11 protein-coding genes and 5 pseudogenes are annotated in these 17,160 nt (G+C 44.5%); 6 read left to right on the top strand and 10 right to left on the bottom strand.

The window, feature by feature from the left end; genetic code table 11:
• Positions 1-42 precede the first annotated feature (42 nt).
• Positions 43-318 (top strand): DUF1330 domain-containing protein, encoded by a 276-nt coding sequence (locus AC51G0_RS30715; protein WP_496304292.1) that lies wholly within the window; start codon positions 43-45, stop codon positions 316-318.
• Between the two features lie 274 nt (positions 319-592).
• Complete coding sequence (tnpA, locus tag AC51G0_RS30710; RefSeq protein WP_496304291.1) at positions 593-787, top strand: IS66 family insertion sequence element accessory protein TnpA; 195 nt, start codon at positions 593-595, stop codon at positions 785-787.
• Between the two features lie 294 nt (positions 788-1,081).
• Here tnpA and AC51G0_RS30705 read toward each other — a convergent pair whose 3' ends face one another.
• Both AC51G0_RS30705 and AC51G0_RS30700 read right to left on the bottom strand, forming a co-directional pair.
• Positions 1,082-1,441, bottom strand: a complete 360-nt coding sequence (locus tag AC51G0_RS30705; RefSeq protein ID WP_496304290.1) for a hypothetical protein — start codon at positions 1,439-1,441, stop codon at positions 1,082-1,084.
• Positions 1,442-1,501: 60 nt separating this feature from the next.
• Entirely contained in the window at positions 1,502-1,942 is a 441-nt protein-coding gene (locus AC51G0_RS30700) for a transposase (protein ID WP_496304289.1), read from the bottom strand.
• A 431-nt stretch (positions 1,943-2,373) separates the two neighbouring features.
• Between AC51G0_RS30700 and AC51G0_RS30695 the strand changes: the two are divergent.
• Positions 2,374-3,613 (top strand): annotated as a pseudogene (locus tag AC51G0_RS30695) (ISL3 family transposase).
• A 244-nt stretch (positions 3,614-3,857) separates the two neighbouring features.
• Here AC51G0_RS30695 and AC51G0_RS30690 read toward each other — a convergent pair.
• Both AC51G0_RS30690 and AC51G0_RS30685 read right to left on the bottom strand, forming a co-directional pair.
• The gene (locus AC51G0_RS30690; protein WP_496304288.1) at positions 3,858-5,552 is read right to left on the bottom strand and encodes an FAD-binding oxidoreductase; all 1,695 of its coding nucleotides are present in this window, start codon (positions 5,550-5,552) and stop codon (positions 3,858-3,860) included.
• 320 nt (positions 5,553-5,872) lie between these two features.
• A complete protein-coding gene (locus AC51G0_RS30685; protein ID WP_496304287.1) occupies positions 5,873-6,493 on the bottom strand; it encodes a glutathione S-transferase family protein in 621 nt (206 codons plus the stop codon).
• 146 nt (positions 6,494-6,639) lie between these two features.
• On the opposite strand from AC51G0_RS30685, the gene AC51G0_RS30680 reads away from it, so the two are divergent.
• Positions 6,640-7,524 carry a LysR family transcriptional regulator gene (locus tag AC51G0_RS30680; RefSeq protein ID WP_496304286.1) on the top strand — a complete coding sequence of 295 codons (885 nt, stop codon included), beginning with the start codon at positions 6,640-6,642 and terminating at the stop codon, positions 7,522-7,524.
• A 477-nt stretch (positions 7,525-8,001) separates the two neighbouring features.
• Here the strand turns inward: AC51G0_RS30680 and AC51G0_RS30675 are convergent.
• Together AC51G0_RS30675 and AC51G0_RS30670 are read right to left on the bottom strand one after the other, a co-directional pair.
• Positions 8,002-8,954 (bottom strand): annotated as a pseudogene (locus AC51G0_RS30675) (IS91 family transposase).
• Positions 8,951-9,763 (bottom strand): annotated as a pseudogene (locus AC51G0_RS30670) (tyrosine-type recombinase/integrase). Before AC51G0_RS30670 ends, AC51G0_RS30675 begins: the two co-directional pseudogenes overlap by 4 nt.
• Positions 9,764-9,906: 143 nt before the next feature.
• On the opposite strand from AC51G0_RS30670, the gene AC51G0_RS30665 reads away from it, so the two are divergent.
• Together AC51G0_RS30665 and AC51G0_RS30660 are read left to right on the top strand one after the other, a co-directional pair.
• Complete coding sequence (locus tag AC51G0_RS30665; RefSeq protein WP_496304453.1) at positions 9,907-10,116, top strand: DNA methyltransferase; 210 nt, start codon at positions 9,907-9,909, stop codon at positions 10,114-10,116.
• Between the two features lie 70 nt (positions 10,117-10,186).
• Positions 10,187-10,344: pseudogene (locus tag AC51G0_RS30660) on the top strand (IS6 family transposase); the annotation flags it as partial.
• A gap of 192 nt (positions 10,345-10,536) precedes the next feature.
• Here the strand turns inward: AC51G0_RS30660 and AC51G0_RS30655 are convergent.
• The 4 genes and pseudogenes from AC51G0_RS30655 to gshA all read right to left on the bottom strand — a co-directional run bounded on the left by AC51G0_RS30655 (position 10,537) and on the right by gshA (position 17,149).
• Positions 10,537-12,324, bottom strand: coding sequence for a reverse transcriptase/maturase family protein (locus tag AC51G0_RS30655; protein ID WP_496302168.1), 1,788 nt, complete (start codon positions 12,322-12,324; stop codon positions 10,537-10,539).
• Positions 12,325-13,620: 1,296 nt separating this feature from the next.
• Positions 13,621-13,859 (bottom strand): annotated as a pseudogene (locus AC51G0_RS30650) (IS6 family transposase); the annotation flags it as partial.
• A 264-nt stretch (positions 13,860-14,123) separates the two neighbouring features.
• Positions 14,124-15,482: a glutathione-disulfide reductase gene (gorA, locus tag AC51G0_RS30645; RefSeq protein ID WP_496304285.1), complete on the bottom strand. Its 1,359-nt coding sequence runs from the start codon at positions 15,480-15,482 to the stop codon at positions 14,124-14,126.
• 98 nt (positions 15,483-15,580) lie between these two features.
• Positions 15,581-17,149, bottom strand: coding sequence for a glutamate--cysteine ligase (gene gshA / locus AC51G0_RS30640; protein WP_496304284.1), 1,569 nt, complete (start codon positions 17,147-17,149; stop codon positions 15,581-15,583).
• Positions 17,150-17,160: the final 11 nt, after the last annotated feature.

Below are 17,160 nucleotides of genomic sequence, written 5' to 3'. Positions count from 1 at the left end.
TTTTATTCTATGTCAACACCACCAACCAAAGGAATCGTTTACATGACTTGTTTAGTAATTGTTGACTTAACACCGACGGACAAAACACAGCTGTCAAATTACAGTGCGCAAGCGGCTGAGACCGTGGCGGCGTATAACGGTAAATTTATTGCCAAGGGTGAAATAGAGACGCTACATGGCGATGCCGCTCATCCGGTCAAAGTAGTTATTGAGTTCCCAGATAAAGAGAGTGCACGGAATTGGTATAACAGCGCGTCCTACCAAGCCCTAATCCCCTTGCGTAATAAAGGAATGAACAGTCAGTTCCACTTAATTTAAGTCCAATACGGGGCTAACCATTCTTGGATAGCCCCTTTGAGGCACGCTCTACTCTTCTGAAGTAACACATGCAGAGCGGTAGGCCATTCCCAAAACCCCACCTCGGTTACACATCCAAAATGATCACTCAGCAACGCTCATTGAACGTTATAAAACTCACTTATAAGCTTGAGTATTTGAACAATAACTATGTGTATCCGCCCCATAAACCTCACATTCAATTAAGCTGACACCAAACTTATGATGTTGTTTTCATTCAAATGGAGACAGCATCATGGCCCAGCAGCGACGCAGCAACCAGGAGTGGTTGGCAATCTTCCGGAAATTTGAAAACAGCGCCCTGACCCAGAGGGAGTTTTGCCATCGGCATGACATCAGCACCTCAACTTTCTTTGCAAAACGGCGTCTGCTGGAATGTGCCGGTGGAAATCAACAGAGCGGATTTGTCCGCGCAGAAGTGGTTGAGTAGACAACCCATTACCAAGTCGCCAAGCCTATCGTGTCTAATATGACGCTCAGCGTTAACGACTCCCCTGGAGCCCCTTGAAACTCATTTTTCCCCACACTGTACTCCCTATACAAACCAAAATACTGAATCATTCAATTATTCGCAGACACTATCAGTCATTACAAAAACTTGGTCAACAGCTAAGAATTGCTATCAACTTTGGGGCATAAACGTGCCAGATGAAGAGTGCCATGATGAAGAGTGCCATGATGAAGAGGCTGGCACGAAGTTGGACATAAGTTTGTTAGATCGACTCTATATGCAAGAATGAACTTTTCGGGGAAATGTGCGCAAAACCCCTAGGTGGGTGAAGCGATTTAAAACAGAACAACCGAGCAACATTTCCTTTGACTGATTTTCAAACTTTCTGCTGTGTAACGTATAACCGACAATCTTCTTGTAACGTTGCATGGCAGTTTCTGAGATGTTCCTTTTTCCATATTGCCGCACCTTCTGCCAGCCTATAATGCCAAGGGCGAAGCAACCTATCAGGTTACTCATCCGCTTTGGGTGATGAACCTCATCGGCAAACGTATTGCCTTTCGGCGGAATAACAATCTCAGCATTCGGAAAGTTCTCTTCGAGCGTTTGGTATACCGCATTGGTGTCATACATTTTGTCGGCGGTAATATGCTCGGGATCCTCTGGGATGGACCCGCACAGAGCCCCGACAACCTAATCATCCATGGTGTTTTTATCCGTGAGGACTGCGCTTTGAATAAAGCGAGCTTCATCAACAGTGAAATGCGCCTTTCGCCAGCTTCGTTTTGCATTAACCTTATGTTTTTCCTGGTGCCATTCATCCCTCCCAAACCGCTTTAGTCCCGTTGAATCGATGGCTATAGCTGCAATTCTGTCGTCTGGTCTTTCATTCTGTCTAAAGCGTGGCGCCGTGAGATTGAGCTGCTTCAGCCGCTTTGATAACAACGTATAATCAGGGCATTGAAGGTTGTCCATACCAAGCTTCGTCAGTAAGTTTTCTATAAGCCCCTGAGCTTGACGCAGGGGAAGCTTATACACCAACCGGATGTAATGGCAGGCTTCGATGGTGCTGTTAGGATACTTAACAGAAGAGCCGGTACCGTCATAAACGCGCTCATTGTGTTTGTAGGGCATGTGTTAAATAGTCAGCCGGTATAGTAGGTTGGCCATGATAACTGAACTCTCTGTTAATGGAATAATGGAGTATTATCTGAGCGATTCATCAAAGCCGTAGCACAGTTAACTTGGGAGCTTCATCGCTATAAAACATCTACTCAGCAGCAATCGACAAATGTTAGAGATCTCAAAGTATAAGGACATCGTGTACCATCACACACCGCATCAACTCACTAAAACTTTAGATTGATCACAAGGTTTAGATCTTCAACTCTAAATGGTTTCTGCCCCTTTTCAATTTAACGCAAGTACTCAGTGGCAGATCGTGCCACTGGAATCGCAGTACTTTTCCGGCTCTTCTCCGCTTGCATGAGTCGGCATATATAGACCAACTATAATTAAGATATTGATTTACAATGATTCTTTGTCTTGTGAGCCAGTAATATACCTTGTCATCATTATCTTCCACCCTGTTTAGCTTCAAAGGCCAATGTGTACAGGCTTTTTCTATAGAAGAAAGCACCCGGTCTGTTTTAATTCAGTGCCGTCGAGACAGGCGGTTTAAAGTTAAGGAATCAAGAACTGGAGAATCGTGCACCGTCGATCATTACGTCCGAAGACGTCTGCATGATCTCCCTGTTAGTGGTCGCCGTTGTAGTGTGGAAGTTGAATTAGCTCAGACAAGAGACAAAGAAGGCCGAAGACTGATTGAAGCGACGGATTATGTTGCTAAAGGTGGTCGTTATACCGCTCGTTTTTGCAAATTCATAAGTGGGCTATGCCGATATATGAGCATTCATGCGGTCTCTCAACATTTAGGTATTCGCTGGGAGACCGTTAAAAATATTGATAGAGAATTCCTGCTTTCGACCTTACCAGCGCTAGAACCAAGCAAGCTTACCGACCTAATCCATATAGGTGTTGATGAAGTCGCTCGAGCTAAAAGGCATGACTATATGACGGTTGTTTATGACCTGGTTTCTGGCCATTTAATTTGGGTTGAGCACGGCAGAAGAGCGGAGGTTCTCATTTCATTTTTCGAGCAGTTATCAGCAGCCACAAGAGAAGGAATCAAGGTGGTTTCAATGGATATGGGGCTGCCTTATCAAGCGGCAGTAAGGATAATGTTCCCTAATGCAGATATCGTTTTCGACCGTTTCCATGTGATGCAAAACTACTGTCTGTTAATCAAAAAAAGAAAGAGCCAAAGCCTTTAGAAATGGTTCTCACGAAGAAAAAAGAATGCTCAAGGGAACACTATTTCTCCTGCTCAAAAATGCCCATAAGTTGGATGAGAAACAGTCAGACAAGCTCGATGACTTGCTCGAAAGTAATAAGACTCTCTGCATCATTTATATGCTGAAAGAGCAGCTACAAGCGATATGGGATGAGCCATGCTACGAGACAATGGTTAACGCACTGGAAGCTTGGTGTCGCCTTGCCAAATCAACCCGAATTCTTTCCTTATGTAATTTCGCCGACGCGCTGCTAGATAGAAAAGTTGGTGTCTGTAACTACGCAAAATACAAGTTAACCAACGCTCGAGTTGAAGCAGGAAATGTCTCTATTGGTTTACTCAGACGAAGAGCTCGTGTAGTGAGAGATACGGAATACTTCAAACTGAAGATTAGGCAAACATCTGTTCCTGATACTCACTCTACTTTTTATCCAAATATCAAGCTCAACTAAGCGGAAAAGAACCCTTTTCCTCATGGCTGACGGTTGAGGGGCTGTGCAAGAAAACTCCCAAAACCGTTTGATTCTAATATTTGGACTCTAACATTGAATTTGAATATTTATGCAGGCGCTTCTGGAGCAGTGAAGTAAATGTTAAGGTTGTAAGCCCGGACTCGTGTTGTCAAAGCTCAACTCGGTGTTTTGAAAGTTTCCTCAGGTGCAAATTATTGAGGTGAATAAACCTTTAGTAACTAAACTAAAACTCAAAACTTTCAGTATAAATTTGTCCAGCTGGGACACCTATTGAAACTAAATACTCAGTCATATCCCTCATAAATTGAGTTGGCCCGCATATATAGGCCTCCTGGCTAGCCGCATTAGGAACCATTCTTTTCAATGTTTCTTTTGTTAACCGCCCCTCTAGGCCACTAATGATATTTGTGTAATTGAAATTAGGGTAATTTCTTGCTCGGCGTAATAATTCTGATTGACTAATGAGGTGCTTTTCATGTCTTTCTATATGGATCATGGTGATGTCGGTTTGAGCTTGTAATGAAAATGCGCCAATACCACGAACCATCGCAAGATTAGGAGTAATACCAATACCAGCACTCAGTAAAAGCAAATGTTTAGGAACAGTCGGTTTTTGTGTTTCTATGTCCAACCGCACCGCAGTCATTTCGCCTTGAATACCCAGCAAGCTAGCTTGCATACCTATTTCCGCATGGTCATGCAGCCAATTTGTTACCAACCCATTTGGGACACGTTTCACTGTAATATCTAATGTATTGTCGCCATTAATACTGTTAGGTGTTTCCGATAGGGTCCAAGTACGTACCTCTCGAGATTCACCATCGGGAAGATCAGCAAATTCAAAAGTAGCGTATTGCCCAGGAAGAAAAGCAATACACCGCGGTATCACAAAGCGGAAAGTCTTAACATGCTCGCTCTCGTCCACAATTTTTGCCAATGTTGCCACTTGCGGATAGTCACTTTCAGAGTCTAAGATTTCTGCACCAGCCACTACCGGATTATAGGGAGAGTAATCTAAGCGTTGCCAACGATGGTTGGTAACATTGTCTGTTCGGATAAGACTTGTTATCTGAAATACTATTTTCCTTGAAGCGCCTTCATAACTGCCATCGTGTGCCCAATCTACAGTTGCTCGACCTGTCATTTGAATCATACTACCTGATTCAAAATCTACCAGAGTAACCCCAGCTCTATCACAGGATTCCAAATTGCCCGAGGTAAAAAACATGCCATTACCACGATACTCCGGCCACTCTATTATGGATGGTGATATGACCCGAATAAAACCTGGTTGTCCACCTCTATGATTGCAATCAGTACCCACACTAGGTGCGTAACTACCAATCCACAAAGTATCCATTTTTCGAACAAATGCTTGATCACCAGGAGTTAACTGAGTGCGGATTTCCGCTTTTGCACCTTTATTTAACGCAGGTGATGTATTTGATGCATGAATAATTTGTCTGCGGTTAATGTATTTAGGGCAGTTGGGGCTATATTCCTCAACTTGTAAACTCAACCCACGACTCTCTCGATTCATTGAAGTCAGAGAAGTGCCGTTAATGCGATGTCTTATTCTTTTATTTAAATCTATACCTAACAGTGAGAGAGGCGTGCCAGGCTCAATAAATTCAAGTATTTCAGAATTTGGGATGCAACTTGTGGAGACTGCAATTTCGTGTTCTGAAATAGCCGTGAGATCACCAGCTTTGCCAAACAAAGGGGTCACCCACACAGATTGACTCCTTAAATCAACACTTGCTAACGCGGCAAATGATTGAGCTGCCAAAAACGCATCATGACTAGAAGAAAAGCTAAGGGCACCACGCTTGCCGACAGCGAGTTCAGCGGCTGCGCCTCTTGTCCCCGCTTTGTCTTGGGCAACTAACTCCCCCGGATGATAAGATAAAACAGACATAGTGTCCCCTTGTTTTTGTCGTTGTCTAATTTGTATGCTTCATAGCTTTAAAAACATCAAAGCTTTCTACCGCTAAGAGCCATTTTTTATAGCTGAATAGGTATCAACCATGAATGGTAATTAATTAAAAAATGGGCGGTGCTGTTCTGGCATGTAAGGGTGAATAGCCTGACTAGCAAAATTCTCGATAGCTTCTCGCTTACCTACTCGAGACTGCAGCGTTCCTCTCCCATATGAAAGGGAGAGGTGTCACTTTTCAACTCTTGTAACTGCTTATACATTGTTGTCTCTCTTAACGGTTCTAATACGAGATGACTCTGTTAGGCATAGAGCCCAACAGCGGTACGAGGCATCGCTTTGAAACCATCAAGATTCTCAATGTTGCTTAGCAGGCGTAGTACATTCGGGTACTTGTCTAGCGAAACGTTGCCTTCGGGGGCGTGAGCCACATATGAGTAGACGGCAATATCCGCAATGGTTGGTCGGCCACCAACCAAGAAGTCTTTGTTTGCCATTAGAGTATCGAGTTTGGTAAGTGCCTTTTCAGCAACAACCTGGCAATACTGAGCATCTAATGGAGCGTTAAAAACTGTGATCAGACGAGCTGCAGCGGGACCAAAAGCTATTTCACCAGCAGCCAGTGTTAAGTACTTTTGCACTTCAGCTTCTAACACAGGATCCGAAGGAAGAAAGTCTTGAGCATATCGACGCGCTAAGTAAACAAGGATGGCATTTGAATCGCTGATGACAATGTCACTGTCTTCAATGACCGGAACTTGTCCTAAAGGGTTTAACGTTAGGAATGGTTCTTTTTTGTGCTCTCCTGATGGAAGGTCAACATGAACAATTTCGTGTTTAATATTGGCAATACTTGCAAATAGTTCCACACGGTGTGCGTGGCCTGATAATGGAAAACTGTGGATTCGAATACCATGTGACATTGTAGACTCCTAAACTGACTGGTTTGATTGTGTATGTTAGAAGTATATAAAGCATTTAATGGGTTGTAATCTACCCATATACACAATGATAATGTACATTTTGTAGATAATTGTAATTCTGAGGTCAGCAGGGAAAAGAGAGTTTTATGGACACTATTGAAGCGATGCGTGTTTTTGTTAATGTGGCGCGTCAAAAATCCTTTACTCAAGGGGCAAAGCAATCTGGCCTGAGTACGAAGCTAGCAAGCAAGTATGTCCGGCAACTTGAAGCGAGATTGGATGCACAACTTTTTTATCGAACTACACGCAGCGTGACATTAACCGAAACAGGACGCGCTTACTATGAGCGCTGTCTACCTATGCTAGAGCAATTTGATGAACTCGAAGATCTGGTACAAGACCGCCAAAAAGAGCTTTCCGGGACTATCCGGTTAACAGCATCAACGGGTTTTGGAAGCAAAGAGTTGATAGAACCGCTGCTAAGCTACCAAAAGCAGCATCCCGAAGTAAAAGTTGAGCTCCACTTGTCAGACAGCCATATTGCGGTAGTGGAAGAGGGCGTCGATATTGCAATAAGGTTTGGTAAGCTGCAAGATTCGAATTTAATGGCACGAAAATTAAAAGATATGCGGGTGGTATTTTTTGCATCCCCAGACTATTTAAGTGTCAATGGTCGGCCTTCTCATCCTGAAGAACTTATCGGTCATAACTGCCTGCTTTTCCGTAGCTCCACTGATTCGAAAAACTGGCATTTTAATCTCAATGGTCAAATTGTTTCTTACCCAGTATCCGGGACTTTTAATGCAGACTCGCCAAGGGCAATTACCAATATGTCACGTGGTGGTTTAGGTATTGGAATTGGACCGTATTACGCCGTCGAAACCCATGTCAAATCAGGTGAGCTAGAGTTGCTTTTCGAAGAGATGGAGGTTGCCCCAATGGGGTTATACGCCGTATATCCTGAGAACCGACATTTAACGGCAAGAATTAGAGCCTTAATAGATCATCTTGTTGCTTGGTTTAACGACTAAGCACTGGCTAGAAATAGGGGGCAGAAGATACAAGAAATGGTCTCCGATTTTCAGTTTTGCATTTTCTTCAACAAATAATGCATAAAGCAAACTTCGCAAAGCAATCCCCTTGTGCAAACTAATGTCCAGTTCCGCGCAAATCGGCCACCTCTGACAATGGTGGCCTTTGACGTTTTGGGTGACGAAAAGTTATTCAAGGATAGCTAAATTAGAAGAGTCACTAACAGATAAGAATAGCTGTCGCGCAGCCGACAGCTTTATTCAGAGTTGAACAAGCCCGAGCAACTTCTTTATAGTAAATTCCAGTTTTGATTGTTGGGTGAGGACGGGGTTAACCTTTTTTTAAGGACGAACAGAGTCATGGCGTGATTCAAAGCAGCATCACTCCACCGTAACGTAATGACTTTTAAAGCATATTTTGGTACACCTCCTAGGTTTCAGATTGAGGCCATTATCCTTATTATGCCTGCCTTTCGGCTAACTCGGTCGGCTGATCCCCACGCAAGCCATATCGTGTTGGCAGCAAGGGCACGGCCGCACTGTTTTTCGTTTCACAGTTTTCCCCATTGACGGGGTGAGATATAGCCCAGATAAAAAGAGTAACTGGATCTGGATGCGCAGTTGCCTGGCGTTTCCTCTCAGGAAGCCATAGTCTCTCACTCGCTGCATGCCTTTAGGGAGGACATGTTGCAGGATAAGCCACAGGAACTTCAGTATCGGCAGTGTCCGTGTCTTTCTTTCATTGGTTCGACCGTCAAGGTAAAGGAAGGTGACATCACTATCGCTGATTCAGATGATGTCCTTGTCTGGTAGGACGCCACGGTAGAGATAACGGGACAGGTACTGAAGCGCATGGAGACCGTACCCGACACACCGGCAGTCAACCACCCACTTTTCAGGTAAGTTCCGAGGCAGCGCCATTTGTGTATCTTGATTGATCACTTCCAACAACCTGGCCCGCCAGACCTTAGCCAGCGCGAAGGCATTGAACAGGTAACGCTTCTTCCCTTTATGCCATTGATATCTTTTTGAGTCGTATTGTCCTCCTGCAACGATAACATGGAGATGAGGATGAAGGTTCCGTTGCCGGCTATGGGTATGGAGAACCATGGTAAACCCCAGTTCCCCTTTGCGCTAAGGGTGAACATCACCATGTAATATTGAACGGGCAGGAGTTTCTGCTGTTGCCTGTCTAGCCAGTCGGATGTAGTGCGGTACTGGCATTGAGGACAGTGCCGGTTGCCGCAGGATAAGGCCAGCCTGTCATGATGACGGCAGTGTAAACAATACCACTGGGAGAGTCCTCGCTTCTCTGTTTTGCACTGCAGCATGGCGGTGATAGCCCGACGGATATCATTATTAAAGCGACTGCCGTATTGCACTTCGAGCTCATGGCGGTATTGGCGGAGTAGCTCAATGAAGGTGCTCATAGTGTCAGCTCCCAGTCCAGATGGAGCCTGTCAGCCAACTGGTTGAGGGCCTGCCTGGCATCGTTCACTTTAAGCTGGGTCATTTGTGTATAGCGGGCTGTGGTATTCAGGCCACTATGTCCAAGCAAGATTTGCAGGGAGCGGAGATCAAGCCCCTGCTCAAGCAGGTGGGTGGCAAAACAATATCGCAGCGAATGTGGGGTGATTCTCTTATAAATCCCACACTCTAGGAGGACTTGCTTTAAAGCTTTCTGGGGGCCATGTCATTCATGACGTTATCGCAGCACTTCCCTTTGCTGGGGAAGATGAGTGTCGGGTGCCGGTGGGTGCACCAATAACGGCGAAGTGCATGAAGAGTTCGTGTTGGTAGCGGCACCAGTCGACCTTTACCTCCCTTTGCATGACGGATATGAACTTGCATCGTATGGCTATCAATATCTGAAATGGTGATATTGAGCGCTTCATTAATCCTGAGTCCCATGGTGTAAATGGTCAGGAATAAAACCCGATAGCGTGGTTCACGCGTGTGGTTAATCACACTGGCGACTTGCTCTGGGGATATGATGTTAGGTAGCCGTATGACTTTAGGTGGTTTGATAGTACTCCAGGAGACAGTACCGATGAGTTGGCTGAAGTAGCGTCTTAAATCGTCAATAGTCAATTTGTCGGGGCAGCGATCAAAGTACTCGGTGATGCGCCGGACAGCCAGTGAATAGGCAGCGATAGTCTTCGGGCGTTTGCCCTGTAGTTTTAGCTGTGTGATGTTGCTGGTATAAGTCATTAAATCGTTGTCTTTCGGAATGGGTCATAATGTACTCTCCAGTTAATCACCGTTGGAGTAGCGGTGTTACTGAAGAGTAAGTTTTTTTTAGCGGCCATTGATTCTGCCGCGTAGCGGCTTCGTTCAACACGTCTTTGTCCAAAGGCGAGTCAGGTTGGTGCTTGATAGCTAATCCAGCTCACTACGGGTAAACTTTATTGTCTAATTTGCTCTCTTACGGGCAAGCTTTATTGTCGCTACACACCTGTCCATGGTGCAAAAATGCCCTTCCGACTCGTAGATGTGCTTGTGCGGTTCTTTACCAGGTCAAATGATCTCATTGTCGATCCGTTTGGGGGCACATTTACGGTGGGGGGAGGCTGCGGAGAAAAATGGACGTAGACACGTAAATATTGAATGCATGTACGAGTACATTCAGCAAAGCTTTATTCGATTTGCTTCATTGACGGGAGTGAAAGGAAAGATGAGCCAAGCACTGGGATGGAATCCAACGAAGGCGCGGAGGCGACATTAGCTGGCGTTGAACTTTGGTCGATGATTAAAAATGGACAGCTCGACAACCCTGAAGGCTTGTCTGTTTGGGATGAATTTTACGCGCTGGCAGCCTAATTGCGTCTGAAGATCTGTGCACTTGTACTTCAGCATAACTTTGCGACATAGCCCTATTTCTCTACCTCTCCTCACCGAACCGCACGTGCAGTAGGGTAGGCAACCAGCGAGTTACCAACGACACTTTTCCAATTGCCCCCCACCGAACCCCGCGTGACCGATTTCCGTGTCACGAGGCTCTCCAGTAATTGATTACATTAGAGCTTTCCCATCATATCTACCCGTATGAATGTTTTGGTGGCAGCTTTCACAAACGACTAATGTTTTACGCCGACGCGCTGCCATTATTTTCATCCATTCGGGACGAACTTTGCAGCCCTTTTTCTCCAAGTCAGCCAGTTTGCGTATATGGTGTACTTCAACGCGATCTGTGGATTCACAGAGTTCACATTTTTGAGCTAATAAGCGCTCAACCACTTCACTTCTCTGGTTCCATATATTCACTATTACAGAGTCATTTAACGATGCCCATCTATTCCACTTTAAAGAGACCGCACCAAAGTGCGCCTTTAATGGTGGTTTATCTGGGCGAGGAACAACAACTTCTAATGCCTTGAAAGTTCCATTTTCAGTTTCCAGCGTTGTGCCGTACTTCTTGTAAATTTTAGGGCAAGTTGTTTTGTACTTCTTTGCCAGAGTCTTCACGAGTGACAACTCTGCATTCCTCTTTAAGTAACCCATAGTGTGGAGGTTGTATGCCATCTGATAGTATTGCACTATCCCGCAATACTCTGCTTGATACTGTCTAACAATACTGTACGGATGATCATTGACCCGTTGAGTTAAGTGAATCGCATTACCTCTGCGCCGGTATTTGGCACTTTGGTTTTTAACTACTGTTTTTGGCACCCGAAGACCTACACTACCGTTGATGTTGCGTTGACCTCTGTGGTCATGTTTTTCGTCAGCATGTAGGATGTGGATCTCATAACCTAAAAATTTTGCTCTTTCATTGCGCGCATGAGTGATTAAGGTTTTCTCGTCACTAAGCTGAAATTTCAGATCATGCTCTAAATAGTGAGCAATTTTTTGCTTGATTTCCATTGATTCGGATTTGGGACCACTTAGTCCCAACAACCAGTCATCCGCGTATCGGACATACCAAAGGCGTCGATAGTCTGGATCATTTGGATCTTTAGACGGCAATTTCTGAGCCTGTTGGTTCAGTGTTTTTGCCAGATCCCTATCACCATTTTTTCGAGCTTTGGATGCCGCCAGAGTGATGGCGCGATATTTTGGGTTTGTTTTTCTTCGTTGCCCACAGGTATATGCCGGTACGATTTGGTCTTCGATATATTGGTCCAGTTTTCCGAGAATGATATTTGAAAGTATCGGCCCAACCAGTGATCCTTGCGGTACACCGCTGAATGTGGCGTTGAACTTCCAATTCTCCAAATACCCCGCTTCCAACAGATTTTCGATTAGACGAATTAAACGATTATCGTGAATCTTTTCACGCAGAATATTCAATAATATGGCATGATCTATTGAATCATAGCAGGCGCTAATGTCTCCCTCGATAAACCATTTTGTTCCTCTGCCTTTCTGCATAACACGTCGTAATGCAGTATGACAGCCACGCCTTGGGCGAAAACCATGTGAACAATCAGAAAACTGTGGCTCGTAGTACGCTTCCAAAATTGATCGAATAACTTCTTGAAGTAATTTATCCGACCAACTTGGTAAACCTAACGGCCTAGATTTTCCATTCTTCTTTGGAATATAGACTCTTCTAACAGGTGTCCATCTATATCGTTCTTGCCTCAGAGTATCAATAATACAATCGATTTTCTCTAGAGACATTCCGTCTACTGTTTCTTCCGTACTACCCGAAGTCATGGCACCATCATTTCGATAGATTTTGCCATAGGCTTTTAGGTAAAAGTCCCGATTATACAGTAGCCGATATACCTTCTGTAACGGTAAGGCCTGTTGGCCACGCTTATGTATGATATCTAGTATTACTTCGGCGCTTCGCATCACGCGTACCTCATAATGCCTCTTTATCCAATTACCTGTTCCACTTTGCCCTGTAAACAGCTTTCCTGTTCTCCCCGGAGGGGCGTTACTCCCTCGACTACTATTGAAACTCCGTCACCATAGGGCTCTCGCCCGTTAGGCAATCCCGTGTTCCGTCACCAATAAACGTCTCTAGAATGACTTAGGTTCCCCACTCATAGCCTTAAATGAATTCATTATTCATCGTTTATCAACCAGAGGGTATCACCAGCGTAAGGTGAACTGATGACTGTTGATAACTTCGGCGTACAAGTGTGCTACCGAAGAGTGTGCGCACCACCACTGGCTATTAGGGTTCAGGCAGTTTAGCTTTAACCATATCATTCAGGCGTTGCAGGGCCACAACATACACACTTTCTGTTATTCCCCGCTTTACAAACATGCTCTTGTCCCTTCATTCTTTCGAATTCGGGTAAGTTGTTCACCTCGGAGACATTTCCTCTGACCTCCGGCCAACTTAGTTGGCTATTTATTTAGTGCGTACCACGGCGCACCCTTTCAGCACATACGGCTCTCCACTTAACCGTGGCCAACGGCCATCGCAATATCAGTGTAACTAGACATCGAAGTCCATATTGTTAATTCATGTTGCATTTCGCTGATTATCAGAGGTCTTCACCTCATTAAGGTCAGGTGATCTGCTCACATAAATCGGTTAAGCTGCGCCCCTTCGCCATGTAATGGGCTTTCCCCGTCTCAGACTACTACAAGCGCTCCGCCAACCTGTTTGTCGGTCATGCCCCTTAACATCCAAATAGGCCCCGGTTTACCTATCTGAACTCAAACATATTGGGTGGATACCGATCGCAGTCTTTAACCTTATCGTTCGGTAAGGTGATAATGCCTAAACGTAGAATTGTGGTATTACGTTTAACCGTTATTGAGCACTTACATTTTCCTCAACAAGTCGGTATCTCTTTATAAACTGTGAGATACAGCATTATACCGCCTGTTAATTCGTGTAGGCAGTGGCGACGATTCAGCCCATAGATACGAGTTAATCGGTTCATGTTCTTTATCCGTCCAATACTTAGTCTTGAAAAGCATCTTGGCTTAACAAATTCGCCTCACTTTCCGTTGTCAGCGGGTTACATCACCTTACCAGCATACGGTAAGTCACTGCCGCTCAGACTTATATGCCTGCACAACCAGACATAGCCACAAACACAAATTAGCTCCTGCTACCGCGCTTGTGTATTTCAGATAGACTCGTGGTTCATTTAAGCTTCCATGCTAGCCCTGAACTCCGGGCATACCATAAGTCTCGTCAACCAGCCAACTGGTGCTCCATCCGGGTTTCCAGCACCAGCGTAACCGTCTTTCTATTTCTGGCGCATAACGCTGAACCCATCGATATAAGGTAGTGTGGTTGACGGTGACACCTCGCTCTAACAACATTTCGGCTAACTCTCGGTAGCAGATACCGTATTTGCAGTACCAGCGCACAGCCAAAGAATGATGTCGGTAGTGAAATGGCGGCCTTTGAAATCCGACATGCGACTAATTCCATTTAGGTATTTATGCCTAGCGTGCCTGAATTCTCAAACTTTGCAACGGAGCCCAAAATGTCGCTTAATGAAGTATCCAGTCTGGCTGGAGCAGATTAAACTCGAACACCCAAAGCTACATACAAGCTATAACGATCGTTTAAGAATTATTTTGAACATTTGTTCGAAATAATTTGGTTGCCGCAAAATATAAAATAACAGCCTACAAACACTGTAGACTGTTTTCAGACTCTTAGAGAGTTTTGGCGCTGCTTAACCTCTCATTGTGACCCACTCTTCAGACCCTGTTGGGTGAATCGCTACCACTGAATCGAAGTCGGCTTTTGTTGCCCCCATCTTCATGGCAACACCGAAACCTTGGATTATTTCATCAACGGTGTAACCAATACCATGTAAGCCAACGACCTTTTCTTCTTCGCCAGCACAAACTAACTTCATACGACATGGTTGGCGGTGTTTAGTTACTGCGGTGTACATAGCAGTAAAGCTTGAGGTGTACACTTTTATATTATTTTTGCCGTATTTCTCTTCTGCTTGCGGCTCCGTTAAACCAATTGTACCTATTGGAGGATGGCTAAATACCACTGTCGGGACAAGTTCATAGTCCATCTTGGCATTTGGCTTGTTGTTAAATAAGCGCTCTGACAATTGGCGACCAGCTTTAACCGCAACTGGGGTTAGCTCAATGCCTCCTTCCATAATGTCACCAACACAGTATATGCCAGGCACATTCGTCTCTTGGCATTCGTCAACCTTAATGTAGGCACGCTCGTTAATTTCTACACCCGTTACATCAAGATTAATCGCATCGGTTGCAGGGTGACGACCTATTGCCCAAATCAGTTGATCAACATTTTGGCTCTCACCATTTTCTAAATGAAGTGTCAGGCTGCCATCCGCCTCTTTTACCACCTCTTTTGGTGTTGAGTATGTATGTAGAGTTGGACCTTCTGATTGCATTACCTCTACTAACGTATCAACGATCATTGGATCAAAGCTACGCAATGGTGACTCTTTACGAACAAACAAATGGGTATCTGTCCCAAGCGCACTTAGCACGCCTGCAATTTCTACTGCAATATACCCAGCACCAACAATTGCTACTCGCTTAGGTTGCGCCTCTAGGTTAAAGAAACCATTTGAATCAATGCCGTGTTCAGCACCTGGAATATTAGGAATGGTAGGACGACCGCCAACTGCAATCAAAATATGATCAGCAGTGTAGAGTTGACCATTAACTTCAACAGTTTTCTCATCAACAAATTTAGCGAAGCCTTTAATAACGTGAACTTTATTTGTATCAAGAACACGGTTGTAAGACTGATGGATACGCTCAATATAAGCTTGACGGCTTTCTACCAGTTTTCCCCAGTCAAAGCCTTTCACATCCACATCAAAGCCATAGTCTTCAGCATACAAGTTCATTGCTTCCGCAACTTGTGCGCCGTGCCACATGATCTTTTTAGGTACACACCCAACGTTAACGCAAGTACCACCGAGGTCTTTGGCTTCAATTAGCGCAACTTTAGCGCCATACATTGCCGCTCGGTTTGTCGATGCAATACCACCGCTACCACCACCGATACAGATATAGTCAAAATGAGTTGTCATGACTTTCTCCAAATACATTCAGTTATACAGATTTATACTGTCTAAATCGGACACGCCTACCTTTAGGCGAGTCATTTCGTTCCAATTAATGCGATGCCTCAATCCCTTAAGTAGGCAAAGTAATGTGCTAAAAATGCTTCGAAGCTTTGGTTATCTTCAGATTCTGATTGTACTTGCGCCGCTATCGAACGAACGACCTCTCGACCCATCAAATCTTCGTTATAGATGCGGTACTGATGATTAAGGTGAACTTGTTGGTATTGCTCACCAAGCTCACTTCCAACTCTTTCCAAACCACCTAAACGCTGAATGTCAGTCATCAACTGACCCGAAATAGTTTGCTCTGGGTTATCAATCCACGAAGAGAGTTTGTGGCACAAAGTCAGGTATTCACCTTCCTGGTTTGCACCGTCCATGACTTTAGCAATTTGTGTCAGCTCAACAAATACTTGCTTCGCCCAACTTTGGAGATTTAATACCTCCCCGCGGCACCCAATCTGAAGCGCTAAGTTAGGTTTACGTCCTTGCAGTACCACCTTATTCCAGTTCTCATGGCAACAAGATTGTTCACAGTGACTCATTGGTTTAGATTCAGAAAGTACGCACCAAGTTAGAAAAAGATCCAGAAAGCGGATCTGATCTTCACTGATCCCCACTGGGCTGTATGGGTTTACATCTAAAGAGCGAACCTCAATGTACTCAACGCCCCCATTGGCTAGTACCTCTGAAGGCTTCTCCCCAGATCTAGCAACACGCTTAGGTCTGATCGGTGCATAAAGCTCGTTTTCAATTTGAAGCACATTGCTATTCAATTGACGATATTCGTCATTCTCTTTGATGCCAATTTGAGCAAACTTTGCAGACGGAGTGTGGATAGCTTCGTTTAAACCGTCTAAATACTCATCAATACTGTTAAACCCTATTTTTAGAGCGCTTTGTTCACTGTTGGTATATCCGAGATCACTAAGCCTCAATGAGGTGGCATCAGGCAAAAACAGAGTGTCACCGAGTTCCTCAAATGCTAAAGAGGCTTGCTTACCTTTAAGAAAGGATTTACTAAGTGCAGGCGAAGCACCAAAGAAATAGGGAATCATCCAACCACATCGGTAGTAGTTTCGAATCAAGGCAAAATAAGCATCTGATTTTGCGGATTGTCGATGTTGCTCGTTTTGCTCGCCAAATAGCTGATCCCAAAAACTTTCTGGAAAAGAAAAATTAAAATGAACACCAGAAATAATCTGCATCTTACTGCCGTAGCGATGTTTTAAACCCTCTCGATAAAGGGTTTTCATCTTGCCTGCATTCGATGTCCCATACTGCGCTAGTGGAATGTCTTCTTCGTTTTCCACGTAGCACGGCATTGATAGCGGCCATAGCTTCTCATTGCCAATCTTTGTTTGAGTAAAATGATAAATATCTTCCAGCTCCCCCATTAACTGATGGATGCTGTGGGATACAGGTGTAATAAACTCAAGCAGTGATTCTGAAAAGTCAGTAGTAATCCATTTGTTGGTAAGTGCAGAACCTAGCTCACGAGGATGTGGTGTAAGGGCAAGTTGACCGTCTTGAAGGTAACGAAGCGTTTCACGCTCAACACCACGACCAAAGGATTTAAATAGTTCAGGACGTTGTGCGACCTTTTGAAGTTTTTGTGTAAATGTAGTCAAAATGCGACTCG

It is taken from the genome of Photobacterium sp. HL06, from assembly GCF_059552575.1.
This window is presented reverse-complemented; position numbering and strand designations above follow the sequence as displayed.

Bases quoted from the DNA above. Each gene is read 5' to 3' on its own strand.
- AC51G0_RS30680 (WP_496304286.1), top strand. From the start codon at position 6,640: ATGGACACTATTGAAGCGATGCGTGTTTTTGTTAATGTGGCGCGTCAA.
- AC51G0_RS30700 (WP_496304289.1), bottom strand. From the start codon at position 1,942: ATGCCCTACAAACACAATGAGCGCGTTTATGACGGTACCGGCTCTTCT.
- gorA (WP_496304285.1), bottom strand. From the start codon at position 15,482: ATGACAACTCATTTTGACTATATCTGTATCGGTGGTGGTAGCGGTGGT.
- tnpA (WP_496304291.1), top strand. From the start codon at position 593: ATGGCCCAGCAGCGACGCAGCAACCAGGAGTGGTTGGCAATCTTCCGG.
- AC51G0_RS30715 (WP_496304292.1), top strand. From the start codon at position 43: ATGACTTGTTTAGTAATTGTTGACTTAACACCGACGGACAAAACACAG.
- AC51G0_RS30705 (WP_496304290.1), bottom strand. From the start codon at position 1,441: ATGTATGACACCAATGCGGTATACCAAACGCTCGAAGAGAACTTTCCG.
- AC51G0_RS30690 (WP_496304288.1), bottom strand. From the start codon at position 5,552: ATGTCTGTTTTATCTTATCATCCGGGGGAGTTAGTTGCCCAAGACAAA.
- AC51G0_RS30685 (WP_496304287.1), bottom strand. From the start codon at position 6,493: ATGTCACATGGTATTCGAATCCACAGTTTTCCATTATCAGGCCACGCA.
- AC51G0_RS30655 (WP_496302168.1), bottom strand. From the start codon at position 12,324: ATGCGAAGCGCCGAAGTAATACTAGATATCATACATAAGCGTGGCCAA.